General features: G+C 36.2%; 28 protein-coding genes, 2 tRNA genes, 1 other RNA gene and 1 pseudogene. 3 read left to right on the plus strand and 29 right to left on the minus strand.

The window, feature by feature from the left end; genetic code table 11:
* Positions 1-16 precede the first annotated feature (16 nt).
* The 4 genes from pyrR to QKW49_RS01920 form a co-directional block, all read right to left on the minus strand.
* The gene (gene pyrR, locus QKW49_RS01905) at positions 17-559 is read right to left on the minus strand and encodes a bifunctional pyr operon transcriptional regulator/uracil phosphoribosyltransferase PyrR (RefSeq protein ID WP_282868038.1); all 543 of its coding nucleotides are present in this window, start codon (positions 557-559) and stop codon (positions 17-19) included.
* A 288-nt stretch (positions 560-847) separates the two neighbouring features.
* Positions 848-1,774, minus strand: a complete 927-nt coding sequence (locus QKW49_RS01910) for an RluA family pseudouridine synthase (protein WP_282865905.1) — start codon at positions 1,772-1,774, stop codon at positions 848-850.
* Positions 1,775-2,233, minus strand: coding sequence for a signal peptidase II (lspA, locus tag QKW49_RS01915; protein WP_282865907.1), 459 nt, complete (start codon positions 2,231-2,233; stop codon positions 1,775-1,777). It lies immediately after the preceding gene.
* A gap of 178 nt (positions 2,234-2,411) precedes the next feature.
* Positions 2,412-3,053, minus strand: coding sequence for a TraR/DksA C4-type zinc finger protein (locus QKW49_RS01920; protein WP_282865908.1), 642 nt, complete (start codon positions 3,051-3,053; stop codon positions 2,412-2,414).
* A 194-nt stretch (positions 3,054-3,247) separates the two neighbouring features.
* On the opposite strand from QKW49_RS01920, the gene QKW49_RS01925 reads away from it, so the two are divergent.
* Together QKW49_RS01925 and QKW49_RS01930 are read left to right on the plus strand one after the other, a co-directional pair.
* Positions 3,248-4,003 carry an S-methyl-5'-thioadenosine phosphorylase gene (locus QKW49_RS01925; protein WP_282865909.1) on the plus strand — a complete coding sequence of 252 codons (756 nt, stop codon included), beginning with the start codon at positions 3,248-3,250 and terminating at the stop codon, positions 4,001-4,003.
* Positions 3,997-4,233, plus strand: a pseudogene (locus QKW49_RS01930) (S-methyl-5-thioribose-1-phosphate isomerase); the annotation flags it as partial. The gene QKW49_RS01925 and the pseudogene QKW49_RS01930, both read left to right, overlap by 7 nt.
* Positions 4,234-4,263: 30 nt before the next feature.
* On the opposite strand, the gene aroB reads toward QKW49_RS01930, so the two are convergent.
* From aroB to QKW49_RS02000, 14 genes are all read right to left on the minus strand, one after another.
* Positions 4,264-5,376 carry a 3-dehydroquinate synthase gene (gene aroB, locus QKW49_RS01935; RefSeq protein WP_282865910.1) on the minus strand — a complete coding sequence of 371 codons (1,113 nt, stop codon included), beginning with the start codon at positions 5,374-5,376 and terminating at the stop codon, positions 4,264-4,266.
* Positions 5,336-5,818, minus strand: a complete 483-nt coding sequence (locus QKW49_RS01940; RefSeq protein WP_282865911.1) for a DivIVA domain-containing protein — start codon at positions 5,816-5,818, stop codon at positions 5,336-5,338. The genes aroB and QKW49_RS01940 overlap by 41 nt, the downstream gene beginning before the upstream one ends.
* A gap of 13 nt (positions 5,819-5,831) precedes the next feature.
* A complete protein-coding gene (locus tag QKW49_RS01945) occupies positions 5,832-6,617 on the minus strand; it encodes a YlmH/Sll1252 family protein (RefSeq protein WP_282865912.1) in 786 nt (261 codons plus the stop codon).
* A 9-nt stretch (positions 6,618-6,626) separates the two neighbouring features.
* Positions 6,627-6,899 carry a YggT family protein gene (locus tag QKW49_RS01950; protein WP_282865913.1) on the minus strand — a complete coding sequence of 91 codons (273 nt, stop codon included), beginning with the start codon at positions 6,897-6,899 and terminating at the stop codon, positions 6,627-6,629.
* A gap of 65 nt (positions 6,900-6,964) precedes the next feature.
* Entirely contained in the window at positions 6,965-7,411 is a 447-nt protein-coding gene (locus QKW49_RS01955) for a cell division protein SepF (protein WP_282865914.1), read from the minus strand.
* A 19-nt stretch (positions 7,412-7,430) separates the two neighbouring features.
* Positions 7,431-8,129, minus strand: coding sequence for a YggS family pyridoxal phosphate-dependent enzyme (locus tag QKW49_RS01960; protein WP_282865915.1), 699 nt, complete (start codon positions 8,127-8,129; stop codon positions 7,431-7,433).
* Positions 8,130-8,139: 10 nt separating this feature from the next.
* On the minus strand, positions 8,140-9,354 hold the full coding sequence (locus tag QKW49_RS01965) for an HlyD family efflux transporter periplasmic adaptor subunit (protein ID WP_282865916.1): 1,215 nt from the start codon (positions 9,352-9,354) through the stop codon (positions 8,140-8,142).
* 153 nt (positions 9,355-9,507) lie between these two features.
* Entirely contained in the window at positions 9,508-9,753 is a 246-nt protein-coding gene (hfq, locus tag QKW49_RS01970) for an RNA chaperone Hfq (RefSeq protein ID WP_282865917.1), read from the minus strand.
* 130 nt (positions 9,754-9,883) lie between these two features.
* Positions 9,884-10,828, minus strand: a complete 945-nt coding sequence (gene miaA, locus QKW49_RS01975) for a tRNA (adenosine(37)-N6)-dimethylallyltransferase MiaA (protein ID WP_282865918.1) — start codon at positions 10,826-10,828, stop codon at positions 9,884-9,886.
* A 109-nt stretch (positions 10,829-10,937) separates the two neighbouring features.
* Positions 10,938-12,767 (minus strand): DNA mismatch repair endonuclease MutL, encoded by a 1,830-nt coding sequence (gene mutL, locus QKW49_RS01980; RefSeq protein WP_282865919.1) that lies wholly within the window; start codon positions 12,765-12,767, stop codon positions 10,938-10,940.
* Positions 12,768-12,927: 160 nt separating this feature from the next.
* Positions 12,928-15,561, minus strand: a complete 2,634-nt coding sequence (gene mutS, locus QKW49_RS01985; RefSeq protein ID WP_282865920.1) for a DNA mismatch repair protein MutS — start codon at positions 15,559-15,561, stop codon at positions 12,928-12,930.
* Between the two features lie 14 nt (positions 15,562-15,575).
* Entirely contained in the window at positions 15,576-15,968 is a 393-nt protein-coding gene (locus QKW49_RS01990) for a YlbF family regulator (protein WP_282865921.1), read from the minus strand.
* Positions 15,968-17,407: a tRNA (N6-isopentenyl adenosine(37)-C2)-methylthiotransferase MiaB gene (gene miaB, locus QKW49_RS01995; protein WP_282865922.1), complete on the minus strand. Its 1,440-nt coding sequence runs from the start codon at positions 17,405-17,407 to the stop codon at positions 15,968-15,970. Before miaB ends, QKW49_RS01990 begins: the two co-directional genes overlap by 1 nt.
* 398 nt (positions 17,408-17,805) lie before the next feature.
* Positions 17,806-18,048, minus strand: coding sequence for a hypothetical protein (locus QKW49_RS02000; protein ID WP_282865923.1), 243 nt, complete (start codon positions 18,046-18,048; stop codon positions 17,806-17,808).
* Between the two features lie 211 nt (positions 18,049-18,259).
* Here QKW49_RS02000 and QKW49_RS02005 point away from each other — a divergent pair, with 211 nt between their 5' ends.
* Positions 18,260-18,946 carry a heparan-alpha-glucosaminide N-acetyltransferase gene (locus QKW49_RS02005; protein ID WP_282865924.1) on the plus strand — a complete coding sequence of 229 codons (687 nt, stop codon included), beginning with the start codon at positions 18,260-18,262 and terminating at the stop codon, positions 18,944-18,946.
* A gap of 155 nt (positions 18,947-19,101) precedes the next feature.
* Here QKW49_RS02005 and QKW49_RS02010 read toward each other — a convergent pair whose 3' ends face one another.
* The 11 genes from QKW49_RS02010 to QKW49_RS02060 form a co-directional block, all read right to left on the minus strand.
* A complete protein-coding gene (locus tag QKW49_RS02010) occupies positions 19,102-19,722 on the minus strand; it encodes a hypothetical protein (protein ID WP_282865925.1) in 621 nt (206 codons plus the stop codon).
* 32 nt (positions 19,723-19,754) lie between these two features.
* Complete coding sequence (locus QKW49_RS02015) at positions 19,755-20,330, minus strand: sigma-70 family RNA polymerase sigma factor (protein ID WP_282865926.1); 576 nt, start codon at positions 20,328-20,330, stop codon at positions 19,755-19,757.
* A gap of 238 nt (positions 20,331-20,568) precedes the next feature.
* A complete protein-coding gene (locus QKW49_RS02020) occupies positions 20,569-21,867 on the minus strand; it encodes a GGDEF domain-containing protein (RefSeq protein WP_282865927.1) in 1,299 nt (432 codons plus the stop codon).
* A gap of 275 nt (positions 21,868-22,142) precedes the next feature.
* A complete protein-coding gene (locus tag QKW49_RS02025; protein WP_282865928.1) occupies positions 22,143-22,712 on the minus strand; it encodes a hypothetical protein in 570 nt (189 codons plus the stop codon).
* A 187-nt stretch (positions 22,713-22,899) separates the two neighbouring features.
* Positions 22,900-23,124: a DUF1653 domain-containing protein gene (locus QKW49_RS02030; RefSeq protein ID WP_282865929.1), complete on the minus strand. Its 225-nt coding sequence runs from the start codon at positions 23,122-23,124 to the stop codon at positions 22,900-22,902.
* Positions 23,125-23,244: 120 nt separating this feature from the next.
* Positions 23,245-23,609, minus strand: an RNA gene (rnpB, locus tag QKW49_RS02035) — RNase P RNA component class A.
* Between the two features lie 79 nt (positions 23,610-23,688).
* Entirely contained in the window at positions 23,689-24,798 is a 1,110-nt protein-coding gene (locus QKW49_RS02040) for a Nif3-like dinuclear metal center hexameric protein (protein ID WP_282865930.1), read from the minus strand.
* Between the two features lie 12 nt (positions 24,799-24,810).
* Positions 24,811-25,572 (minus strand): class I SAM-dependent methyltransferase, encoded by a 762-nt coding sequence (locus QKW49_RS02045; protein WP_282865931.1) that lies wholly within the window; start codon positions 25,570-25,572, stop codon positions 24,811-24,813.
* A gap of 79 nt (positions 25,573-25,651) precedes the next feature.
* Positions 25,652-25,728, minus strand: a tRNA-Ile gene (locus QKW49_RS02050).
* Between the two features lie 8 nt (positions 25,729-25,736).
* Positions 25,737-25,812 (minus strand) — tRNA-Asn (locus QKW49_RS02055).
* A gap of 143 nt (positions 25,813-25,955) precedes the next feature.
* Positions 25,956-26,180, minus strand: a complete 225-nt coding sequence (locus tag QKW49_RS02060) for a ferritin family protein (RefSeq protein WP_282865932.1) — start codon at positions 26,178-26,180, stop codon at positions 25,956-25,958.
* Positions 26,181-26,239: the final 59 nt, after the last annotated feature.

A 26,239-nucleotide genomic window follows, 5' to 3' on the forward strand; every position in this document is an offset into this window, starting at 1 on the left:
CCATGGCAGACTTACTTTAATTGTCGTAACTGCTGATGGTTACATTGTTAATTTCATCGATTTCTTTTACTTTTACATGGATAACTTCGTTCTTGGAAGTAGGTACGTTTTTCCCTACATACTCCGCTCTGATCGGGAGCTCCCGATGTCCTCTGTCAATTAATATCGCCAATTGAATCATTGTGGGTCTTCCAAGGTCCATAATAGCATCTATTGCAGCTCTGACGGTTCTGCCTGTATATAATACATCATCTACTAAGATGATTTTCTTTCCGGTAACTGAGAAATCAATTTCGGTTCCGTTAATGACAGGATGTTCGGCTAATGTACTGAGATCATCTCTATACAGCGTAATATCAAGAATACCTGCAGGAACTTCTATTCCTTCAACCTCTTTGATTTTTTGCGCTATTCTTTTTGCCAGCGGGACACCGCGCCGTTGAATCCCGATCAATACCACTTCTTCTATGCCTTTATTTTTTTCGATAATCTCATGGGATATTCGGGTGATTGCTCTTTGCATCGCCTGTTCATCCATAATTTCTGCCTTTTCAATCAAATCCATCTTTCATCCTCCTTTTCATTTCAAATACATTAAAGCCGGCTTCAGCATACCCATGTGCCTTCCCGTAGGATAAATAAGTAAAATGTCTGCATATTAAAAAAAACTTCTTACCCACTGGTAAGAAGTTATACTCTATGATAGTATGCCATAAACAGGCATAATTATTCTGTTCATAAACACATCATCTGTACTTCGACCTTACCAGCCTCACGGGACTAATTTAAAGGTTGAGTCATATTCAATTTTCTTAATCATTATATATTAAATCCTTGAACTTGTCTATCATTTCATTATATTTTTTCGTAATAAATTTAAAATATTGTCGAAATACGCTGGAGCCGGGGCCTCAAACTCCATATACTCACCACTTATAGGATGAATAAAGCCTAATAATTTTGCATGCAGTGCTTGACCGGCTAATTTAAACTTTTCTTTTTTGCAGCCGTACACCGGATCACCGACAATAGGATGACCGATATAGCTCATATGCACCCGTATTTGATGGGTTCTTCCTGTCTCAAGCTGACATTCTATATATGTATATTGATGAAATATTTCTAATACCTTAAAATGGGTAACCGCGTTTCTACCGTTCTGTGTATTTACACTCATCTTTTTTCTGTCAACAGGATGTCTTCCGATAGGGGCATCGATCAGTCCCCTATCATTCTTGATGACGCCATGTACAATAGTGATATATCTCCTGGTCAATGTATGGTCCTTGATCTGCTTTGCAAGGCCGACATGGGCCTTATTATTCTTTGCAACAAGAAGCAAACCCGAAGTATCTTTATCGATTCTATGGACAATACCGGGACGTATTACGCCGTTAATAGCCGAAAGATTATTACCGCAATGCTGCATCAGCGCGTTTACAAGTGTACCGGTATAATTTCCTGCCGCAGGATGTACAACCATATTTTGCGGTTTGTTTACTACCAGTAAATCCTTATCTTCATATACAATATCCAGCTTGATATCTTCCGCTTTCACTTCCAATACCTGTGGCTCGGGTATTTCATATGAAATCATGTCATTGAGTTTTACCTTATAATTCTGTTTAATGATTGCATTATTTACTTTAACCAATCCGTCATTGATGATCTTTTGTGCATATGAACGGGTTAAATCCGCAACGTGGTCACTTAAATATTTATCAATTCTCGTACTCTCCGAATCTTCTACCGCTATTAGGTTTTGCGTGGTCATTTATGCTTCATCCTTTTTAGCATCATATTTAAAAAGAAGGTAATAGGATAGAAAAATAGTTCCTACCACAACAAATGAGTCTGCTACATTAAAAACCGGAAAATTAATCAGAGTGAAATCAAAAAAGTCGACGACATAGCTATACCTGATCCTATCTATGAGATTGCCTACAGCGCCTCCTAAAATCATGGATAAACTGATCATAAGCAGTTTACTTTCAGGCTTTTCACGATAAATATAATAAATGATTCCAATCATAATTGCACCGGTAACAACAATAAAAAACCACTTTTGATTTTGAAGTATCCCAAAAGCAGCCCCTCTATTTTTAACAAAAGTCAGATGAAAGACATTTTCAATCAAAGGAATAGTATCATAATTTACCAACCTTGTTAATGCCAGATATTTTGTGTATTGGTCAAGCGCTATAACAGCTGCTATAATGATAAACCAAAGCAATAACTTCAACCCCTTCTACATTATTATCTAGTAAATTATAACATTACTTAATGGGGTTAGCAATATTATGCATTAATAAAAATCATACCGTATGAAATATTGCAATTTTTTTTTGCGGTTCACAGTTTGTCTGATAAAATCCGTGAACTGTGAACCGTGTACTGTGAACTAGTACAAATCAATCCGGCAGTTGTTTCTCATACTGCTCATTACTTATATTATCCATGGGGTCTACTATGCCCTGCTGATCATCCTCATTACTGTAGTATTCTTCATAATCATGGTATCCCCCCATATCTTGCGGGGTGCTTGCCGACCCGTATTTCATTACATCATTCAACTGATCCATTCCTTCATATTCATCATCTTCTTGTTCATTCAAATATTTTCTTCCAAATGGCGCATCTATTACTTTCTCTTCTACCGGGCGGTTATTCATCAGATACTCCATATCTATTTCCTTATCTTCTTCGCAATCAATACAAAGCCTTGCCGATGGAATCACTTCCAGTCTTTCTTCGTCAATCTCTTTACCGCATAATTCACATTTTCCGTAAGTTCCTTTTTCTATCCTTGTAAGTGCGTCGTGTATTTCTTTAATTTGATGCTCCTCGCTCACTTCTAAACCCATGTTAAGTTCCAACTGGAATAATTGTGTTCCCAACTCTCCCGGATGATTATCATAATTGGAAAGCTCTCCTGCAGAATCCCGGTCTTGGTCTCCCATATCAAATTTTTTCATATCATTCAGCACGCGGTCATGCTGCTCTTTCTCTTCCCTAAGTATCTTTTTAAATCTATCCAACTTCTGCCTATCCATACAAACTCCTCCAATATATAGCTATACGTATAGTTAACTTTATCTGTAAACAATGAATTTAATAATAACTTTCCCAAAATATAAACCACTTATTATCAAATAAGCAAGTATAAATTTCCTTAAAATGATTGAAAAATAAAGATAATGCTATATAATTTAGGTATGACAAAATATTACACTTAGGAGGATTCATTATGGACAAGCAAGCAGATATTGGTGTATTTGGCGGTTCAGGTTTTTATTCTTTTTTGCAAAATGTAGAAGAAATTGAAATAGACACCCACTATGGCAAACCAAGTGATAAAATAGCAATAGCCACAATAGGAAATAAAAGAGTGGCGTTTCTACCTCGACATGGAAAACATCATCAATATCCACCTCATTTAGTACCCTATAGAGCAAATATCTATGCGATGAAAGTACTTGGCGTAAAAAAAATTATTGCGCCCAATGCTTGCGGCAGTCTTCAGCCCCATGTGAAACCGGGAGAATTTGTAATATGCGATCAGTTTGTTGACCGGACTACCGGCAGAAAAGATACTTTTTTTGATGGTCCTGAAGTAAAGCATATAAGTCCTGCCGACCCTTATGATGCCAAGTTGAGAAAACTTGCGATCGATACTGCCAAAGAACTGAACATCCCTGTACACGAACGAGGAACCGTGGTTGTGATCCAAGGTCCGCGTTTTTCTACAAGAGCGGAAAGCCGATGGTTCAGCAAGATGGGTTGGGAAGTCATCAATATGACACAGTATCCCGAATGCTACCTTGCGCTGGAAATGGGAATCCCATATGTCAATATCTCATTAATAACCGACTATGACGCCGGGTTGGAAGGCCGTGATGACATTAAGCCGGTTACTCATGAAGCGGTATTAAAAGTGTTTAATGATAATGTAGAAAATGTAAAAAAACTAATTTATGCAATGATAGAAAAAATGGAGTTGTAGCACCTCTCTCTACCATTGACTTTAATCTAAAAGATGGGCGGGAAATACCCATCGAAGAAAGAAATTCCCGTGAGGTTACGCATATTTGCGGTGTTCAAATTGCACCGGATGGCGTGAAAGTGGCAAATCCTCCTTTTGATGTAACTCCAAATAAATATGTGGCAGCGATTATTACTGAAAAAGGAGTCGTTTATCCTCCATACCATGAGAATATACCCAAGTTAAAATGAATATAAAAAAGGTTGCCGCGGCAGCCTTTTTTATATGGATATATATTCTAATGCATTATAAATATCTTCTTTTGTAACTTCTGTGGTCTGCATCACTTTTCCTATTTCCGTCGGTAGTATAAATTTCAGCTTATTATCTACCTGCTTTTTGTCTTTAAGCATTTCATCATGGATTTTATCGTAATCAATATCCTTAATATTAACAGGAAGGCCTGCGCGTTTTAATAAAGCAATGATCCTATCCATTTCATCTTCTCTGAACATTTTTTTACGGCATCCTATATATGCGGCAGCAATCATGCCTATAGCAACACATTCCCCATGCAGCAATCGAAAATCCAACACTGTTTCAATCGCATGGCCTATGGTGTGACCAAAATTAAGAATCGCTCTTAATCCCTGTTCTGTTTCATCCTGCTGCACAACCTGCGATTTTATCAAACAGTTCTTTCTCACCACGTGTTTTAAAGTGTTCATATCTAAATTAAGAATATCACCCATATTTTGTTCAAGATATTCAAAGAAAGCGTTATCATAGATAATGCCATGTTTTATGATTTCAGCCATACCCGAAATATATTCTCTTTCCGGAAGTGTTTGCAGTACGCTTAAATTCATATATACCAGAGACGGTTGATAGAAAGAACCGATAATATTTTTAGTTCCTTTGTAATCCACTCCTACCTTGCCACCCACACTGCTATCTACTTGCGCCAGCAGGCTGGTAGGAACTTGAATAAACTTGATCCCCCGCATGTAAGTAGATGCCGCAAACCCTGCAATATCCCCCGTTACACCACCACCTAATGCGATCACAGCCGAACCTCTATCCAGACGGTTAGCTAAGCATGTATCATAAATGGAAGAAATGGTAGCCAGATGCTTATTCTGCTCCCCTGCTTCAAAAACATGCTTATATACAGAAAACCCTTCATTTATTAACAAATCATACAACTGATTTCCATAATGCTTGTCCACATTACTATCGGTAACAATAAGAATTTTTGAGGTAATTTTTTTTTCTTTTAGAACTTGCGGCAGTGACGAAAAGTTTTCTTCAAAATATATTGAGTAGCTTCTTTCATTAAAATCCATCTTAATACTATCCAACCATCTCACCATCCTGCTTGCTGTTTTCAGCATTGTCCTTGACTTCCCGCATCATATCCAACTGGGCATTAATTAATGCTTCCAGTTTGGCTTTAAAAGTGCGGAAGTTTCTTTTAGCTTCTTCATATTGATAGCTGACCCTTGCTACTTCCTGATTTGCGTCACCAATCATCTGACTCGCTTTTACTTCTGCTTCTCTTATAATATTCTCAGCTTTTGCATAAGCATTTTTTTTAATATCTTCGCCTGTACTTTGAGCGACAATAAGGGTATTTTGCAAGGTTTCTTCTATGGACCTATAGTGTTGAATTCCTTCATTCAGTACAGCAATTTTATCTTTTAACTCGATGTTTTCCTTATACAATCTTTCGTAGTCTTCCACGACCTTTGTAAGAAACTCCTCTACTTCCAGCTCACTATAACCAAAAGGTTTCTTTTTAAATCGTTTATTTTCTATATCCAACGGTGTTAACATGAAAACCAGCCCCCTAGATAAATCTTTTTACCGTTATGCTTATTCTTCCTTTTCGTGTTAAGCCTCCGACGCGGTCTAACACCATCCTGCCTTGCCCACGTACCGAAATAACATCACCTTCTTTTAACATAAAAGACGGTGAGCCAATACACTCCCAATTTACGTTTACCTTTTCCGATTGAATCAAAGGAAGTACCTTTGTTCTTGATACCGCCAGAGCTGTACTTAGAACAGCATCTAATCTAAGAGATGCCACAGTGGACTGTATTTCCTTATGTTTTTTCTCAGGAATTTTGATATTATTAATACTTTTTTCTTCTATAATGATGCCTGTATTCGCTACTTTATTTAGGTTCATAATAATATAAGACGCAATATCATCCATTGCAAATATATAGCTCTCGTCATTCGTAATTAAAATATCGCCAATTTTTTCCCTCTTTATACCTAAAGAAAGAATCGCACCTAAAAAGTCTCTGTGGCTTAACCGGTCCAAATTTTTCCCGGAAATCTGCAATACTGAAAAAGGATATTGAATATCCTCAGATGCCATATAATCAGGAAAGAAAGATACTATTCTCCTTTCAGCCTGTTCATATTCGTTTGACAATCCCATGCAGAGGTCCGAAATTCTGCCAAGCTTTGCAGATACTACTTTCTGTTGATAAGGATCTAAGTAATTGGTGAATCGCACTTCATAATATTTTAAAGACAGAATTGCCTGATCTATAATCTTTGATACAAACAATCTGTCTTCTCTTTTTTTTAGTGAATCCAATATTTGCTGCTTGTTAATCACGGTAAACTCCTAAAACCTAACATATGTACTGATAAGTGGTACTAATAAATATTGAATCAATAGCCAAACCACAATTGGAGAAAAGTCAATCATCATTCCCCCACCCATTGATGACCTGTTAATAAGGTTTCTGATAGGTGCAAGAATCGGTTCGGTAACCTGATAAATAAACTGTATAATAGGATTATGTTTATCTATCGGCAACCAGGATATTATTACTCTAGCAAATACCAGATAACTAATAATATCCAATAGTGTCCTTAAAGAGTATTGTATTAGCATGTGTTCCTCCAATCAAATCCAAATGTCTGAAATTTATGTTCTTCCAATATATCTGTCAATAGTAATTACAAATTCATGTTCCAGGGAAAAACCCCTTTGCTTCTCAGCTCGTCTTTAAAATCCCCCATAATATCTACATTATAGGGCGCTATAAGAAATATGCCATTAGCTACTTTTTGAATATTTCCATCTAATGCGTATACCGAGCCGCTTAAGAAGTCAACAATTCGTCTCGCAACTTCTTTTTCAACTTGTTCCAGATTAATAACAACAGGTTTCTTGCTTTTGAGATGATCTGCAATATCCTTTGCTTCATCGAAGCTTTCAGGCTGCATCACAACAACTTTTAACTGCGTAGTAGTATGGATATTTACAACCTTGCTCTTCTTTGAAACATAGTTGCTTAACTCCGGTTCAACTGTATGTTCCTTCTGGTTTATTATTTCCTCATCTAACTCTTCCTCATTCTCTAATCCAACAAAATGCAGCATTTTATTAATGATACTACTCATGATAAGCCCCCTATCAAAATCATTTGTACTGACGGTGTCCAAATATCGCAGTTCCTATTCTTACAATATTTGCCCCTTCTTCTATAGCAATCTCATAATCACCTGTCATCCCCATAGATAAATATTCCATATTAATATTATCGTAGTTTTTCTTGTTTATGTCAATGGACAATTGTCTTAATTTTCTAAAAAACACTCTTACTTCTTCAGGGCTCTCCGTTAATGGCGCGATGGTCATAAGTCCTTTTACCCTGATATTTGATAACTGTGAAAGCTGTTCTATTAAATGCCCGCAGCTTTCAACATCTATCCCATACTTGCTTTCTTCACCTGAAACATTTACTTGAACCAATATATCCATGGTCCGGCCAATTTTTGCAGCTCTCTTATTGATTTCTTCGGCAAGTTTTATGGAATCTACCGAATGGATCATATGTACTTTATTAATAATATATTTAACTTTATTTGTTTGCAGGTGCCCAATCAAGTGCCATTTTACATGCTCATATTGGATTTTATCATACTTATTAAGTATTTCCTGGACTTTATTCTCTCCTATATTGGTGATCCCCGATGCGACTGCCCGGTTTATCATATCCGCGTCAACGGTCTTTGTTACTGCCACCAATATAATGTCCTCAGGCTTTCTTCCTGAGCGCTGAGCGGCATCGGAAATATTTTCTGTAATATTACAAATATTCTTTTCTAAATCTGTCATCTTAACCTCCCTAACGAATTAATTTACCATCTTCTATATTATTTGATTTGACGATTACTTCATCATATAACAAGACACTGTTATCTTTCATATTGTTCTCTCTTATAATCGCAAAATCATTATTCTTATACAAGATCTCAATTTCACGGAACCTAGCTACTCTTTCCTTTACAATATAAACACCGGTTTTTCCGTCTTTTACCCTGATGGCCGATACCGGAATTTTAAAGCCTGAATAAGATTGTTTTATAATATCGCAATCTACTTTTCTTATCTCATGCATAGACTCAATATATTTATTAGACGAAGCAACTACTACTACTTTTCCGTCTTCTTCAGGTGAAATATAGATAATATCTGCATTAATAGTAGTGTTATCCAAATCCCTAAATCTTATATCTACTCGGTCACCCAAGTTCAGCGGATACATTTTTTTTACTTCAATTAGAAAACCGACGTACCATTCAAAGTTATTAATAATCTTGGCTACAGGTTGTCCGGGTTTAACCTCTGAATTATTACTCAAAGGTATATTGTCAAGATTGGCAAAATGAGAAGGCATATACTCATTAATTTTTTCAGGATTTAGTATTTGCTCCATACCATCAATATTATAAGATATAACGCCTGAAGCCTCAGCAGATAAATCTATCTTGTTAGATTGAATTTGTTCTTCATATTTATCTCTTTCTTTTTTTAATGCTTCAAGATTATTTCCACTAGCGCCTTTTTCACCACTGATGACCAACATTTTATCAAGAATTTTATTCATATCCGCTTTAATTTGTGAAAGTTTATCAGCTTTCCCGGAAGCAGAAATATTTATAATATCATTTACTTTCGCATTCATTTGTATTTCAAGCTTTTCAATATCTTTTGAAAAGATACTTGATTTTCCCTGATTGCTGCTAACTTCTGCAATACGTTCATTTACTTTCTTTAGTTCTTCCTGTATCTTTTCATCAACTTGACCTTTATAAACCGTGGCTACTTTTGCACCTTTTGCAACTCTTTCCCCTTCTCTTGCAATCCCGTCAAAGCTTCCGGCTACATTGGAATACAAAAGTTTTTCTTCCCTGATTACATATGCATCTACATTTTCTACATCTTCCAGCATCCCATGCTTTACTATTTCTGTCCTCACTGGAGTATTCAAATATATATATAAGCACCAGCCATATAATAGTACAACACCTGCTAAAACAATTTTAATAAATTTACTCATATATATTCCCCCTAGAAACACACACCATGTATATTTCTACATTAACAGAAAAAATCCTTCTTTTATATGATAAAATATGAAAAAAATAAAAAAGGCTTCTGAAAGAAGCGCTTACTTTATATGAAACCTTTTTTATATGATTATGTACTGTTATCAATCTTCGTTTGCGTTATTATTCGCAGTAAGATTCATAGGTTTTGCAGGAATAATGGTGGATATTGCATGCTTGTATACAAGCTGCTGTTTCCCATCAGTATCCAGTACTACTGTAAAGTTATCAAAACCTTTTACCATACCTTTGAGCTGGAAACCATTTGTAAGATAAATGGTGACAAGTACGTGCTCCTTTCTCACTTGATTTAGAAATACATCTTGAAGGTTAATATTTGCTTTCATCATTCTAATCCTCCCCTAGTGATTTTATTTTATATAACCGGACAACCATAAATGGTTAATAATATCATAATATTTCCGGTATGTTTAATGGTGCTCATTTTAAATTGGCTCCATTCCCTTAACAATCATTATACTATATTATACCAATTTCTGCTATATGTTTTAGGCATTTTTCTATTAGTTCTTTTTTATGATCACTCTTTTCAATATGAATCCAATGTATTCTGTTATCTCTCCTAAACCAAGTGAGCTGCCTTTTGGCATATCTGCGTGTATCGCGCTTCAAAATCTCAACAGCTTCTTCATAGGAACTGAGACCTTCCAAGTAATCAATCATTTCTTTATATCCCAGACCCTTCATTGAAGTTAAATCTCTATGATATCCCATATCCATTAGCTTTTTAACTTCGTCTATGAGACCCTGCTCAAGCATCAAATCTACTCTTTCATTGATTCTCTCATAGAGCCATTCGCGCTCCATTGTAAGTCCAATGAATGCCAAACGATAAGGCGATGGTTCCTTTAAAGATTCTTGTTGGTGTTTAGAAATAGGTATTCCGGTAAAATGATGTACTTCGAGAGCTCTGATGACTCTTCTGATATCATTTACGTGAAGACGGTGGGCAGTAATCGGGTCCACTTCCTCCAGCATCTTATGAACATATTCATTGCCTTCTGTTTCGGCTAAAGCATTAAGTTTATTTCTGTATTCCCAGTCGGTAACGGTCTCAGAGAATTTCACATTATTAACAACACTATTCACATATAGACCCGTTCCACCAACCATAACAGGCAGCTTTTCCTTCTCAAGAATTTTATCAATATATCGGTCTGCCAGCTCTTTATATTGTGCTACACTAAATTCTTCATCCGGCATTATTTCATCAATTAAATAATGTCTTATACCATTTTGCTCCTCAAGGGTAACTTTCGCAGTCCCAATATCCATATATCTATAAATTTGCATTGAATCAGCAGAAATGATCTCTCCATTAATACGAGAAGCTAATTCAACAGATAATCCTGTTTTACCGACAGCAGTCGGACCTACTATCACAACCAGCGGCTTCTGACACATGTTCCCACCTTCACTTATCATCTATTCGTTGAAGGCCCAGAGTTCATATTTTATCAATATTTGTTTTCACAAGTTCTGTGAACTGTGAACCGTGAACTGTGAACCAAATTCATTGTATTCTTTTAAACTGTTTTTCTAAATAATACTTACTCATAGAGATCATAATAGGTCTTCCATGGGGGCAGGTATTAATATTCTCCAGTTGTAGTATGTCTTCTATCAGTTTTTCTATTTCTTCTTGCTGCATGTTTCTATTTGCTTTTATCGCTGACTTACATGCTATCATATAAAGCGTATGTATTTCCATATCTGTAATCGTATCTTTTTTATTGGATTGAACTATTCCTACTATTTCCAAAAACAAATCTTTTAATACTTTTTCTTCAATAGAAATAGGTGTTTGTCTGATTACAATTGAATTATTGCCAAAATCTTCTACCTCAAACCCTATATTCTTAAAAAAATCCATATTCTCTTTTACAACCTGTACCTCCGGACCGGATAAAGTAACCACAACAGGTATCAATAAAGATTGAGAGTATATGTTTTTTTTATTATATTCCTTTAACAATCGTTCAAATCTTAACCTTTCATGGGCAGCATGCTGGTCAACAACAAACATTTCATCCTCTTTCTGAACAATAATATAAGTGCTAAAAACCTGACCTATAATTTTATAATCTCTTAATCTGGGAGCCTCAAGGTTTTTATTTGAAATCTCCTCTTTTGGCTCGATGTTTTGAGCATGATTCACATTCGGAACTGATGATACGGAACTTGGAACCTTCTCAAAATTCGGAACTTGTAACTTCACTTCCGGAATGTATACTTTCTCTTTCACAAAATTAATTTCTTGTTGCTGATTCTCCTCACTTATTTTCATCTTTTCAGATGCAGGCGGTATGTAATGAAAAGCACTTTTTTTAGGCAACGTCACTTCAGGGATATGTTTCTTAGCATATAACGCATTTTGAACAGCCCAATATACTGCTTGGTAGACCTGTTTTTCATTAGAGAACTTGACCTCCATCTTTGTAGGATGTACATTTACATCAATCATAGCAGGATTTATATTTAGATGCAGTATAACTGTGGGAAATTTATTCACCATTAACATGTTCCGATATGCTTCCTCTACTGCATAGGTCAATGTCTTACTTTTGATATATCTTCCATTAATAAAAAAACTTTGAAAGTTTCTGTTTGCTCTGGCAACATCAGCATTTCCTACAAGACCCGATACTTTAATCCCGTTTTCATCATATTCCACCGGAAGCATGGATCTGACATAATCTTTACCATAGATACTGTAGACACAACTGATCAGATTATTATTTCCCGGTGTGAATACCGCTTCTTTGCCATTGTTGATGTATTTAAATGAAATCTCCGGATGCCCAAGAATCATCCTATTGATAACATCAGATACATATCCTGCTTCTGTAGCATCTTTTTTAAGAAATTTCATTCTTGCCGGTATATTATAGAAAAGGTTTTTCACCACTATTGTTGTGCCCTGCGGACAGCCTATACTTTCTTTTTTAATCATCTTACCTGCATCCAGTCGTATAAGTGTTCCTTCATCGCTGTTCATACTTTTTGTGATCAGTTCTACCTGGGCAACAGCCGCTATGCTGGCCAAAGCTTCTCCGCGAAATCCTAATGTCAAAATGCTATCCAAGTCTTCAGCATTGATTATCTTGCTGGTAGCGTGTCTTTGAAATGCGGTCACCGCATCTTCTCTATCAATTCCACCGCCGTCGTCCGATACTCTGATGTATGTGATGCCGCCATTTTTTATTTCAACCGTAATCGCTTGTGCACCTGCATCAATAGAATTTTCAACAAGCTCTTTTACCACCGAAGCAGGACGCTCTACCACTTCTCCCGCAGCGATCATATTTGCAACCTTCGGGTCGAGTATGTTGATTTTATTCATATAAACCTCCATCGTAAGACTACTGCTAAATAGTTACTAGATTCCTGTAGGGGTAGGCCTTGTGTCTACCCTTAACGATATCTATCTCGGTATAGGGTAGACACAAGGCCTACCCCTACCGTATATTCATCTTTATTAACATAAAAATATTATTTAAAATTTAAAACTTCTTCGCCTTTTGCTGTAACTCATACAACAAATTCATCGCTTCAATGGGTGTCATGGTCGTAACCTCAATTTTTTTCAATGCATCAATTATTTCATGATTTCCAAGACCGAACATGCCCATTTGGTCCTCCTGGACAGCATTATTCTTCTTTTGAGGCTTGCTCTTCACTTGTACAAGGGAACCCCTATTCACATCGGCATCTTCTAATGTTTTCAGGATCTGTTTTGCTCTGTTGATGACATCATCCGGGACGCCCGCAAGCTTTGCCACTTCTATCCCGTAGCTGTCATCCGCACCGCCACGGATGATCTTCCTTAGAAACGTGATATCATCGCCGCGTTTTTTTACTGCGATACAATAATTTTTTACACCCTGCAGCTTATCTTCCAGTTCGGTCAGTTCATGATAGTGTGTGGCAAATAATGTCTTGGCACCTAACTTTTTTGACTGAGAAACATACTCTATCACTGCCCATGCGATACTTAAACCGTCATAGGTGCTTGTTCCTCTTCCAATTTCATCTAATATCAGCAGGCTTTTTTGTGTTGCATTATTCAGGATATTTGCCACTTCGCTCATTTCAACCATAAACGTACTTTGACCTGATGCAAGGTCGTCCGAAGCTCCTACACGGGTAAAGATTTTATCCACTACACCGATTTGCGCCGAAGAGGCCGGAACAAAACTTCCGATCTGTGCCATCAGGACAATCAGTGCCACTTGTCTCATATAAGTAGATTTTCCCGCCATATTGGGTCCGGTAATAATAGAAAGCCTATTCTCACCATTATCTAATGATGTGTCATTAGGAACAAACATATTATCATTTAACATTTTTTCAACAACAGGATGTCTTCCGTCTTTTATAATAATCTTATCGCTCAATTCAATATCAGGCATACTATAGTTGTTCTTTTGCGCAACCTCTCCCAGTGAGCATAGTACATCTATGATAGAAATCACCTTAGCGCTTTTCTGAATTCTATCCAACCGGGCGGCTATTTTTTCACGTACGTCACAAAAAATATGGTATTCTACTTGTACAATCTTTTCTTCCGCACCTAACACGCTGTTCTCAATTTCTTTCAGCTCCGGGGTAATATATCTTTCACAATTGGCAAGCGTTTGCTTTCTTATATATCTGTCCGGAACATTTGACAAATGGGATTTGGTTACCTCGATAAAATATCCAAACACCTTATTAAAGCCCACTTTCAAATTCTTGATACCTGTTTTTTCTTTTTCTTCGTTTTCCAATCTTGCGATCCACTGCTTCCCTTCAACCATTGCTTTTCTCAAGTGGTCAACATTCTCATCATATCCGTCTTTTATCATACCGCCTTCACGGACTGAAAACGGAGGATCATCAACAATGGATACATCTATTAATTCATTTATATCTCTTAATTCATCTAATTGTTTGTATTGCTCTTTTAACAAACCAGTATTGCAACCTGACAGATATGCTTTGATTTCAGGAAAGTGGGCAATGGATTTCTTCAATGCAACCAGATCACGGCCATTTACTGATCCATATATGATTTTACTCAATAACCGTTCTATATCATAAATATTATTTAAGCAATCGGATAAATCTAATCTCAATACTGTATTTTGAACCAATTCATTCACTGCTTGCAAGCGCTTGCTGATGTATGCGCAGTTTGTAAGCGGTTGTTCAATCCATTTTCTAAGCAGCCTTCCCCCCATGGCTGTCTGAGTTTTATCCAATACCCACAGCAAAGAACCTTTTTTAGCCTTTTCCCTCATGGTTTCGGTTAATTCCAGATTACGGCGGGTAGAAAGATCAATATCCAAAAATTCATTGGATGAGTAATAATTAATACTATTGATATGACTTAAACTAATCTTTTGGGTTTGATAAAGATACTCCAATAATGCCCCAACGGATTTTATACTGTGCGGATGGTCTCTCAACCCGAGCCCATCTACATTATGTATATTAAAATGACCGGTAATCTTCTGTTCAGCCTTGTCCTGCACAAAACTCCAGTCATAAAAATACTCTGCGCTGCAATTAAATCTTTCTTTTAACAGCTTTCTTATAGCAGAATCTTCTATTACTTCAGTATTTGCAATAGCTTCTGACGGAGAGTATCTTGCAAGCTCATTGATAAGTTTGCTTTTAAACTCATCGTTTTGAAATTGGCTGGTATATAACTCACCGGTTGTCACATCTACTACCGATAGTCCTATTCCCTCATCATCTTTATATATGCAAGCCAAAAAGTTGTTTTTCTTTTCATCCAACATGGCCGCGTCGGTAACGGTTCCCGGTGTAACAACACGTATTACGTCCCTTTGTACAATTCCTTTTGCTTCACTCGGATCTTCTATCTGCTCACATATTGCGACTTTATACCCTTTGCCTATGAGCTTGGCGATATAGGCATCGGCAGAATGAAAAGGCACACCGCACATGGGTGCCCTTTCCTGCTGACCGCAGTCTCTGCCGGTCAATGTTATTTCCAATTCCCTTGATGCTGTTTCCGCGTCGTCAAAAAACATCTCGTAAAAGTCTCCCAAACGGAAGAAAAGTATGCAATCCTTATATTGGTCTTTAATATTTAGATATTGCTGCATCATTGGTGTTAAAGCACCCATGGTATCCCCCCTTGTTACTGGCAGCCGCTGCAGCCCCCGCACTTGCTTGGGGCGCAGCCCTTCTTTTCCTGACTCGTTATATAATAAGAAATACCTTCATTTACTAATTGGGCCAGATTGTCGAAAGCTTTCTTTGCTTCAACATATTCTTTAATCACTTCGTTTTGCATCAATTTATCAAATTCATCCTGTATTTCTTTTTTTACAGCGCTAATATCTTCACTGCCTAGTTGTTCCTGCTTCATTCTTATCGCAGCCTTCTTTTTCAATTCAGTGTATTGCGCCAGCATCTGTTGCGCCTGCTCATCATTTTTTTGGTTTGTTTCCGCATCTTTTAACCGTATATATTCTTTAGAACCGGCAATCATTTGTCCTAATTTTTTTGCTTTTTCAATGATGGTATCCATTAAATATCCTCCTTCACATGTCGGCCTGTTAAAGACCATGTTTGAACATCCTCAACAAGTACGTTAATAAATGTCCCAATCAATTCCTCATTTCCTGAAAAGTTAATGATTTTCCCTGTTCTTGTACGACCGGTCAGCATATCGGGGTTATTCTTACTGTACCCCTCAACTAATACTTCAACATTTTTTCCAAGATATTGTTGGTTTTTCTTTAATGATATTTCATTCTGAATATCTAAAAGCTTTTGGAAATTGGCTTGTTTTTCTTTTTTACTTAGTACATCGTCCATTTTTTCAGCCGGTGTACCCTTTCTTGGAGAATATATAAAAGTAAAAAGAGAATCGAATTCCACTTGCTTAATGATATCTAAAGTACCTTCAAAATCTTCATTCGTTTCACCGGGAAATCCTACAATGATATCACTGGTTAGCGCTACATCCGGGATAGCTTGCTTCACTTTTCGAATAATTTCGAGGTACTTCTCTCTGGTGTATTTTCTATTCATCAGTTCTAAAACGTTATTGCTTCCCGCTTGAAACGGAAGATGAAGCTGTTCGCAGACATGCTTGCACTTGTTCATCACATCAATGAGTTTGTCGCTGATATCCTTTGGGTGGGAAGTCATAAATCTAATTCGCTTAACACCCTCTATATCATTAACCATCTGTAATAAATCAGCAAAATCAATGTCCGCCTCCAGATCATTGCCGTATGAATTCACATTCTGACCCAGCAGTGTGATTTCCTTATATCCCTCCGCTACCAGTTGTGATACTTCCGAAATAACATCTTTAGGATTTCTGCTTCGCTCTCTTCCCCGTACATAAGGTACAATACAGTATGAACAAAAATTGTTGCAGCCGTACATGATGGAAACCCAAGCTTTTACCGTACCTTCCCTATGAATAGGAATATCTTCAACAATATACCCGTCGGTATTCATAACATCGATGACGGTATATGCCTCATTCATTGCTTTCTCCAGTGTTTCGGGAAACTTATACAACGTGTGTGTCCCGAAAACCATATCCACATGCTTGTACTTTTTCTTAATCTGCTCAACAATATGCTCCTGCTGCATCATGCACCCGCATATCCCGATGAGAAGATGCGGCTTTCGCGCCTTTAAATGCTTCAGAGCACCGATATTTCCGAAAACTTTCAATTCGGCATTCTCTCTTACACAGCATGTATTATACAAAATCAAGTCGGCTTCTTCTCTATCCTCGGTAAACGAATAACCCATATCTCGCAACATACCCCGGAGACGTTCGGAATCATTTTCATTTTGCTGGCAACCGTAGGTAATGATGATTGCAAGTTTTTGCTTCCCTGACCGCTGCATGTCAAAATCATTTTTTTCCCTGACTCTTGCGATTGCTTCTTTTTGTTTATTTATCTCCTCTATCGGAATATTAATTTTCTCTCTTTTACTCATTCACTGCACCTCTAACGACATATCTATAGTGATAGATTAGTTATATTGTAGTAATCATATACCTTTTCATATCTAAATATATTATCATACTTTTTTGAACAATGAAATAAATATCAACCTATTTCCTGTAATTATTTCCTGGGAATTAAGAATATTCTATATTTTATGACATTATTCTCCATACAGCATAGGGACAGTTCGAAAACACTGAAAAAGTATTTATCGTTCGAAAATCGGACACGGGGACAGGGCCACAGTCCGGCCAAAAACCAGGCCGGACAGCAGACCAGTCCCCATGTCCGATTTTCTCTTCGTGCTAAATCGGACTTTTTAGAGGTTTCGAACCGTCCCTGCTTTAAAAATTTGAAATTAATATTTTAAATGTGTTTTATGACTATTTAATCAAGCCGTTTAGCCAAGCCTTTTCTTAACAATTCTTTCACCAGTCCTTCGCATTTCTTTTCAAGGTCTGTTGTTTCAGTATCCACATCCTTATCAAAAAACCTCATCATAAGATATGCCAAATCATTCGCATATTCATATGTCGATATATCTTTTTCTATAAGATTATCTTTCTTTAGTTGATTGATGATTTCTACATAATCACCTTGATATTCTTTCCCATTCATTTCAATTCTCATCTCATCACCTCGAAAGGTATTTTTCCCCTTTTTGAAAAGAAATATAATAAATAATCAATGCGATTATACATCAAAATATAGCATTCTCAAAAAAAATAAGATAATATAATAATATGTAACTTATTTAGCGGGGAGTGAATAGTGAGAAGCAGGGAGTTTATATTATCTCCTTACTATCCTCTCCCTACGCCTCACTAAAAGGAGATATAACATGCAAAAGAATAACCGTGTCTGGGAGATAGATTTCATAAGAGGAACAGCTATCATCCTGATGGTAATCTTCCATCTGATTGTAGACTTAAAAGATTTTTATTCATATGATATAGAATACTTAAGCGGCTTTTGGAGCTATGAAGGTAAGCTCTCCGCGATATTATTTATGCTTGTATCTGGAGTTAGCTGTACTTTTAGTAAAAGTAATATGAAACGTGGTTTAAAAGTTTTTTCGTTTGGTCTAATCCTTACTGCTGTTACTTATATTTTTTCACCGGAAATGTATATCCGTTTCGGAATCTTGCATTTTCTAGGAACTAGTATGATATTATATAGCTTAATTAATAAGCTTAGTACCAAACTATTGCTAACAGCGAGTACTTTGATTATCATTATCGGAAACTATTTTTTAAAAATGACCGTACAATCTCCTTATTTGTTTGTTATCGGTTTGACAGATAAAAATTTTGGGTCTATGGATTATTATCCTTTAATGCCTTGGCTTAGTGTATTTATTATTGGTATTGTTATAGGCAGAGTCGTATATAAAGAAAGAAAAAGCATTTTCAATTTCACATTAGAAAATACTTACATGTCTTTCTTAGGCAATCATTCTTTATTGATTTATTTACTTCATCAGCCGCTGTTATTAGCCACATTATATGTCCTGCACGCTTTTAAATAGGATACTATATCCAATATTTTTAGTTGGATGATCTGCGGGTGGACAGAGTCGTCCATCCCTACAAAAACTGGCATGATATATAAGTTTGAAAATTATAATTCTACATATGGTTTGCTATATTGAGGAGATAATAAAAACTCCTCACTCCCCACTATTCACTCCTTACTGAAAAATATAGTTTTTTTAATATAATGTTTCAACTCTGCGATTTGATCATTGAGAATAGCAATATCATTCTTAGTTGCAAGCTGCTGATACTGAGAATATAGCTCCTCAACTTTATGATGATTTGGGATTTTACCATGCAACTTAAGATAATGCTGCTTAACAATCTGCGCATTTTTGATATGCTTACAAGCTGTTGAATAATTCACTATGCTTTGAATGCATAATGCGTTTGACAAGATGATCTCGGCATAGTTGTTATCTTTCTTCTTTTGAATTTTTTCAATCATTGACAGATTAACATATCCTAAGCTTCCGTCGTTTTCCGCAATAGGCTTTCTCATCTTAATCGGTATAAGAATAACATTTTCGTTAAACGGAAGAGGAATAACATTTTGCTGATTTAGAATAGGCGCATATTTAAGCCGGAGTGCAGGAAGGTCGATAGCATAAATTCTCCCCAGCTTTTTTAATATGGTTTTTACTCTTTTATATATCTTATATTCATTGCCGTCAACATCTAAAATCCGCGTGACGTTTCCTGTGTTTGGTTCATACTCAGGAATGATTGCAGCTATACACCCTGCCGGTATGTTTTCTAGCATATCCATCTAAACAATCCTCCCGGTTTTTTTCAGATTAATTAATGGGCTCTTAATAGGGTTTCAAGTTTTAATAGCGCCCTTTTCTTTAGCTTCACTACGCTCATATAGTACATGTGCATATCTTTAGCAATTTCTTTTAATGGCTTTTGACAAAAATAGTACTGGTATATTATCCGTCTTTGCTTCAATGTTAACCGGTTTATAGCACAATAAAGCTCCTTACTTCTTTCTTTCCCTTCGCATTCATCTTCTACACCGGCATTTTTATCATCTATCAAATCGATTATTTCAACTGCTTCATCTCCGATGCTTACTTCTCGGTTTAATGAATCATAAATCACTCTTTCTCCTCTATAATAATTCAAATAAAAGTACTTTAAATATTTCTTTACATATCCTAGGTAAGGCGTCTTTTTACTTTCATCATAATCATAAGTTAAACGTAATACTTCAAGGTATCCCTCTTGCAATAGTTCATCCATATCCATATCCGGATATGCATATCTTTTGATTGATGACACAATAAGCGGTCTTAAAGAATTCAAAAGCTCTTGTGCAGCTTCATTGCTGCCATTTTTTGTGTTTTGTACTAATTTCTTTAACTGATATTCCATTATACCTCCTCGTAATTAAGAAGAGCCGGCTCATTTTTATTTAAAGAAATTGTACATCATACAAGATTATGGTTCAAAAGTCCAGTAATGCATTTTGGATAGCCGACTATACTAAAAACCCAAAGGTATAACGTAATAATATTATGTATACTTAATACAGGATATGTATTCTCATGCTGTTATGTGAATAATTAACCCGGTATTAAATAGTCATCATCTTTTACTTTCAGGATACTTGTTACATCACTATTAAATTTCTACCTGAATGTTTTGCTTTATACATCTTTTCATCAGCGCTCTGAACTAATCCGCTGGCCTTTTCACCGCTATACTCACAAACACCCCCGCTTATCGTAACTTTAATGCCATTTATAAATATGTTTGATTCAATCGCCAATCTTATTTTTTCCGCAACTAAATAAGCTCCCTCTAAATTCGTTTTCGGCAGTATGACTAGAAATTCTTCTCCTCCATATCTACCGGCTATATCCGAACTTCTGATGTTCTTTTCAATGATTTTAGCGATAGACCTTAATATTTCATCGCCTACCACATGTCCGTAACTATCATTAACCTTTTTAAAAAAATCTATGTCAAATAGCACTATACTCAAATCACTTTCATATATATTGCAGCATTCCATTTCTTCTTCCAATTTTTCATATAAATATCTATGATTGTATAAGCCTGTCAATCCGTCCATAATTGCTTGGTTCCTGTATTGGTCGTTCTGGGCACAAAGCTTTTGTTCATTTTCTTTTAATTCTCTGAATATAATCTCATAGGGCTCACGGATCCCTTTCTCGATGACTGCCTTATAAATAAGATAAAATGAAAATATCTTCAGATAATGGCCAACTAGATTGGATACTCCGTAATTATTGATATAAAAAGTAAAAGCAAGCTCGGAGCCTATTGTAAAAATAATAGACCATAATAGATATTGATATACCTTATGATCAAAATTGGCCTTGCCTTTATATAGAAAAAATATTGAAAGTACTAAAAAACCGCTAATAATATATTCACTGATCTTTTTAAAAGATGTTAATCCTACACCATCAATAAAACAGATAGGAAATATTCTCCATATAAATATAGAAAATACAATAATTGCCGTAATAAAAACATAAATGAAAAAAGTCGTATAAACACTGATATGCTTCTTTACTCTGATAAAAATGAACGCTGTTAGCAAGGTGACGCTTTCCATATATCTGGTAGCAATCCATAATTGGTTGGCATAATAATCGTAATCGGTAAAAATTTTCATCCCTTTATATGAAAGCGTGTGTAATAAATCCAGAAATCCAATAAAAAGATAAGCAACTCCAATGAGCAAAAGATAGTTGCTCTTGATATATTTTTCAGAGTTCCACGTTAACATAAATATAGTGAAAGCTATGCAAATGCTAAATATTTCGGCAATGGAGTGAAATAACAAATAATTATATAAACTGCTGAGATAAAGAGCTGTCAACATAGCCACCATTAGTAAAACATTAACACTTTTTGTAAATGTGCAATCTTTCCCCATTATCTATCCCTCCGTCTTTGCAAATAAAGTACGTTGCTAGAATACTGATATATCTTAGCTCCAAAATCAAAGGCGCATAAGGATATCACAAATGGTCTTTCTAATTCTTTGAATAATCTGGTGATATTCTATCGTTATACTGCAATTATATTAGATATTTATCACTTTTCGCTTAAGCTTAAACATAAATTTTTTAAATAGAAAAACAGTTAACCAATTGTTTTTACAATCGATTAACTGTTTGTAAATAAATAAAGCTTATTTAGAATATACTATTACTGTTTCACTTCAGTAGTGCCGGTTACAGTACCTTCTTTTTCTGTTTTGAATGTAGATTTGAATTCTTCGTTAGCAAAATAAACATTTCCTTCAATTTTAGCATCTTGTACGATAAATCCATTTGCTTCTACATATACATCACCTTTAAAAGTACCACCTTGAATTTTGGCATTAGGACTCTTAATTGTTAATTTTGGTGCAGTCAAGGTATATCTTGCTGTTACTTTATGATCTGCATCTTGAGCATAAAGAGCCAGTTTACGATAAAGTGGTTGAGCGGCATCGTTTTTGTTATGGAATTCACCTTCCAATACCAGCTCTTTATCAATTTTCATATCTTCTAATGTACATACAATCCATGTTCCGTCTTTGCTGATCGCCTTTAAGAACGCTGCTTCTTCATTTACTAATGATGCTGTAGTCACTACATCCACCTGTTCTGCTTTCTGTTCTTGAGCTGCCGGTGGTGTTTGCACTTCTTTCTTTTCTTCAGCTTCTTTTGCACCGCATCCCGCTAATAGAGCAGTTGCTAATGCTACTGATACCACTACTGATTTAAATTTCATAAAAACCCTCCTAAAATTGATTATGTAATATACTCACAAAGTATATTATAACATGTGATAAAAATATAACAACTAGCGTATTGAATAAAAATTAACTATTTTTATCGATTTACTTATATATATTGACATGTAGATACCACAATCATATAATTTGATGATACTCTTTGGAATGTTCATTATAGCAAGTTCATTCATCAATCTCTTCAAATCTATTAATTAATGTGCCGTCTACTTCCTTCTGATCTAAAAACATTTCGAGCGGCCGGACCCATATACCATGTTCTTCATATAAAGCCTGATATACGACAAGCTCCTCTAGCGTTTCCGAGTGTTTTGCAATATGCAAGACCAGGTATTCATTTCCTTTAAAATGTCTATATCTCTTGCCAACTTTTACTTGTCTATTATTCATGACAACCTCCACTTTAATTGATGTAATTTTTATAATAATTCAATAAATATTTATAAATTCCTTCCCAAAAAATCATAAATATGTGAAAAACGTCCCATTAAGGACGTTTTTCACATATTTATAACGAGCAAGTCTATAAGCCGAGTTCTGTATTCGATAATCATCTATCTAGGCCATACATTACTGCACAGCTCAAGCCACCTACCCGGGAGACGCCGGGCCGACGTTGTACCTCGAAGGTACTTCTCCTCTATACGGTGTTGCTCCAAGTGGGGTTTACATAGCCGATTAGTCACCTAATCGCTGGTGAGCTCTTACCTCGCCTTTCCACCCTTACCACTTGCATGCAAGTGGCGGTATATCTCTGTTGCACTTTCCTTAGAGTCGCCTCCACTGGGGGTTACCCAGCACCCTGCCCTATGGAGCTCGGACTTTCCTCAAATGCGGCCTTTCGGCACTGCATCCGCGATCATCTGGCTTACTCGTTCATATTCACTTTTAACGTGGAATACTATAATAGCACGTTTAGAGTTAGATGTCAAATGTAATTTATTTCTTTTTCAGTCATTTTACTTGAAGAATGTTATCATTTCTTTCAGAAGCAGATATTTTAACATCCGCATCTTTACACTTATTGCTTAAATATTCAATCAGATATGGGACGACAATATTTTCTGTCTCATAATGACCGGCATCAATCAAATTAATTCCTGCTTGCTGCGCAAGCTGTGCTTGGTGATATTTGATATCTCCTGTAATATATACATCCGCCCTTTTTTGAATAGCTGATGAAATAAAATCACCGCCACTCCCGGTGCACAATGCTACTGTTGATATCAATTTATTTTCATCACCAACACATTTTACATACTGAATACCCAGCACCTTTTTTAATGAAGAAATAAAGGCATGAAAAGGCGTCGGCTCTTCAAGATATCCTATTCTTCCTAAACCCACAGCATCACCTTCCACTTCTAAAGGATATACGTCATAAGCTACCTCTTCATATGGATGGACTTCAATCATTGCTTGTATGATATCCTTCACTTTTTCTGCCGGTGCAACTGTCTCCAACCGATACTCTTCAGTCTTTTCGACTTTACCTTGTTTACCGATGAATGGGTTGGTGCCTTCTAACGGCTTAAATGTCCCTGTCCCGCCCGTCATATATGTACAATCACTATAATTGCCGATCCATCCGGCACCTGCACTTGTCATCGTCTGCCTAACCGCGTCTTCATATCCTACCGGAACAAATGCAACAATTTTATTTAGCTTTTTTCTGCTTAATACATCCAGAACCTGAATATTTTTTAAATTCATCTTATCTGCGAGGATATCATTCAACCCGCCTTGACATATATCCAAATTGGTATGAGCCGCATAAACAGCTATATCGTTTTTTATTAACGTACGTACCATCGCACCCAGATAATCTTGCTGTACGACTGCTTTCAGAGGTTTGAAGATAAAAGGATGATGCGCAATGATCATATTAACTTTCTTTTTGACAGCCTCCTGTACTACTTCCATCGTTACATCAAGCGTTACCATCATATGATTGACAGGCTGTTCCCGATCTCCCAAAAGCAATCCTACATTGTCCCAATTCTCTGCAAGCCGTATCGGTGCAAGCTGTTCTAACATTCCCATGATGTCTTTACATTTGGTCATATCCTTCCTCCTTCATATGAATTTCAAAAGCTCTTGATAATCATTTAATCTTGTTTTGCATTCGTCCAATCTTTTTAATACATTATCGGTTTTTTTACCTTCTATTTGAGAAATGATTTTATTCATTTCATCAATTCTATGTTTTAATAACTTATTTAGCAGCGGGTCTTTTTTTTCAACCAGTTTACGTCCTATATAATAATCTATTTGATCACTTGTTTCTTCTCTTCCATGTTCGGCAACGATGATATTATATAACTTATCATCTTCTTCAACCAACTCTTCATCAACAATGTGATAATGGTTCAAGACAAGCCATTTTCTAACCTCTTCATGCGCTATGTTAGGTTGTAAAATCAAGCGTGTTATACCTTCTAACACCTTGGATGCCTTAGACAGAATATCACAAATCAATACCCCCCCCATACCGGAAATAATAATAGTATCTACTTCCCCAACCTTTATTTTTTCCAGACCATCCCCTAAGCGTATGTCAATCTTATCATTCAAACCGAATTTTCTTAAGTTATCTTTGGCTTTCTGTACAGGGCCTTTTCGAACATCCGATCCGATCACCTTTTTTGCTATATCTCCAGTCACAAGATATATCGGTATATATGCATGATCAGTCCCAATATCAGCAACTTTAGCCCCTGGAATCACTTTATCCGCAATCACACGCAGTCGTGTTGATATCTTAAGTTTATGCCTAAATGCCTTATCATTGTACATTGTACATTGTACATTGTCCATTTTTTGTTGTCCATTGTACATTTTTTCAAATCCTCCAAACCAAAAAACCAGACAGGAATATCATCCTATCTGGCCTTCAGCATTAACAATGTTTCATATATGGTGGGCCTTCAGGGACTCGAACCCCGGGCCAACCGGTTATGAGCCGGTTGCTCTAACCAACTGAGCTAAAGGCCCAAAAATAATGGCTCCTCAAGTAGGACTCGAACCTACGACCCTGCGGTTAACAGCCGCATGCTCTACCGACTGAGCTATTGAGGAACGTCGCATATAATATTATACAACTATCTTTTTATTTTTTCAATATTTAAAAATAAATTTTTAATAGTAACAGTTCACTTTTCACAGAATCGGACTTTATTAAAGTCTTCAATAACCGTGAACCGTGAACTGTGAACTGTGAACTACTCTACTTCTCCATTATTATGCAAAGCGCTATCCATAGGTTCACCTTTATACTTGATTAAAAGTTCACGTAATTTTTTTGCATGCATGCCTTCTTCTTCAGCAAATTGTTTGAAAACTTGGCTGATTTCGCCTTCTCTTATTCTCTTTGAATACATCTCAAAATCTCTTACTGTTTCTTGTGAATTAAGCCATGCTCTTTCCAGGCAATCTATAGCATCCATTTTAAAATCACCTCCCGATAAGTTATATTTTGTACATCTTCATTTATTATATACTTATA

It is taken from the genome of Petroclostridium sp. X23 (genome assembly GCF_030013905.1).
Lineage (GTDB): Bacteria > Bacillota > Clostridia > SK-Y3 > SK-Y3 > X23.

Bases quoted from the DNA above. Each gene is read 5' to 3' on its own strand.
- QKW49_RS02010 (WP_282865925.1), bottom strand. From the start codon at position 19,722: ATGGATATGCTAGAAAACATACCGGCAGGGTGTATAGCTGCAATCATT.
- QKW49_RS01990 (WP_282865921.1), bottom strand. From the start codon at position 15,968: ATGGATACCATCATTGAAAAAGCAAAAAAATTAGGACAAATGATTGCC.
- miaB (WP_282865922.1), bottom strand. From the start codon at position 17,407: ATGAGTAAAAGAGAGAAAATTAATATTCCGATAGAGGAGATAAATAAA.
- QKW49_RS01965 (WP_282865916.1), bottom strand. From the start codon at position 9,354: ATGAGTAAATTTATTAAAATTGTTTTAGCAGGTGTTGTACTATTATAT.
- QKW49_RS01940 (WP_282865911.1), bottom strand. From the start codon at position 5,818: ATGTTAACACCGTTGGATATAGAAAATAAACGATTTAAAAAGAAACCT.
- QKW49_RS02030 (WP_282865929.1), bottom strand. From the start codon at position 23,124: ATGAATAATAGACAAGTAAAAGTTGGCAAGAGATATAGACATTTTAAA.
- QKW49_RS02000 (WP_282865923.1), bottom strand. From the start codon at position 18,048: ATGAGAATTGAAATGAATGGGAAAGAATATCAAGGTGATTATGTAGAA.
- QKW49_RS01955 (WP_282865914.1), bottom strand. From the start codon at position 7,411: ATGAGTAGTATCATTAATAAAATGCTGCATTTTGTTGGATTAGAGAAT.
- hfq (WP_282865917.1), bottom strand. From the start codon at position 9,753: ATGATGAAAGCAAATATTAACCTTCAAGATGTATTTCTAAATCAAGTG.
- QKW49_RS01910 (WP_282865905.1), bottom strand. From the start codon at position 1,774: ATGACCACGCAAAACCTAATAGCGGTAGAAGATTCGGAGAGTACGAGA.
- QKW49_RS01925 (WP_282865909.1), top strand. From the start codon at position 3,248: ATGGACAAGCAAGCAGATATTGGTGTATTTGGCGGTTCAGGTTTTTAT.
- mutL (WP_282865919.1), bottom strand. From the start codon at position 12,767: ATGAATAAAATCAACATACTCGACCCGAAGGTTGCAAATATGATCGCT.
- QKW49_RS02025 (WP_282865928.1), bottom strand. From the start codon at position 22,712: ATGAAATTTAAATCAGTAGTGGTATCAGTAGCATTAGCAACTGCTCTA.
- QKW49_RS02040 (WP_282865930.1), bottom strand. From the start codon at position 24,798: ATGACCAAATGTAAAGACATCATGGGAATGTTAGAACAGCTTGCACCG.
- QKW49_RS01950 (WP_282865913.1), bottom strand. From the start codon at position 6,899: ATGCTAATACAATACTCTTTAAGGACACTATTGGATATTATTAGTTAT.
- mutS (WP_282865920.1), bottom strand. From the start codon at position 15,561: ATGGGTGCTTTAACACCAATGATGCAGCAATATCTAAATATTAAAGAC.
- QKW49_RS02015 (WP_282865926.1), bottom strand. From the start codon at position 20,330: ATGGAATATCAGTTAAAGAAATTAGTACAAAACACAAAAAATGGCAGC.
- QKW49_RS01920 (WP_282865908.1), bottom strand. From the start codon at position 3,053: ATGGATAGGCAGAAGTTGGATAGATTTAAAAAGATACTTAGGGAAGAG.
- QKW49_RS02060 (WP_282865932.1), bottom strand. From the start codon at position 26,180: ATGGATGCTATAGATTGCCTGGAAAGAGCATGGCTTAATTCACAAGAA.
- QKW49_RS02045 (WP_282865931.1), bottom strand. From the start codon at position 25,572: ATGTACAATGGACAACAAAAAATGGACAATGTACAATGTACAATGTAC.
- miaA (WP_282865918.1), bottom strand. From the start codon at position 10,828: ATGTGTCAGAAGCCGCTGGTTGTGATAGTAGGTCCGACTGCTGTCGGT.
- QKW49_RS02020 (WP_282865927.1), bottom strand. From the start codon at position 21,867: ATGGGGAAAGATTGCACATTTACAAAAAGTGTTAATGTTTTACTAATG.
- QKW49_RS01960 (WP_282865915.1), bottom strand. From the start codon at position 8,129: ATGACAGATTTAGAAAAGAATATTTGTAATATTACAGAAAATATTTCC.
- QKW49_RS02005 (WP_282865924.1), top strand. From the start codon at position 18,260: ATGCAAAAGAATAACCGTGTCTGGGAGATAGATTTCATAAGAGGAACA.
- aroB (WP_282865910.1), bottom strand. From the start codon at position 5,376: ATGCTGAAAACAGCAAGCAGGATGGTGAGATGGTTGGATAGTATTAAG.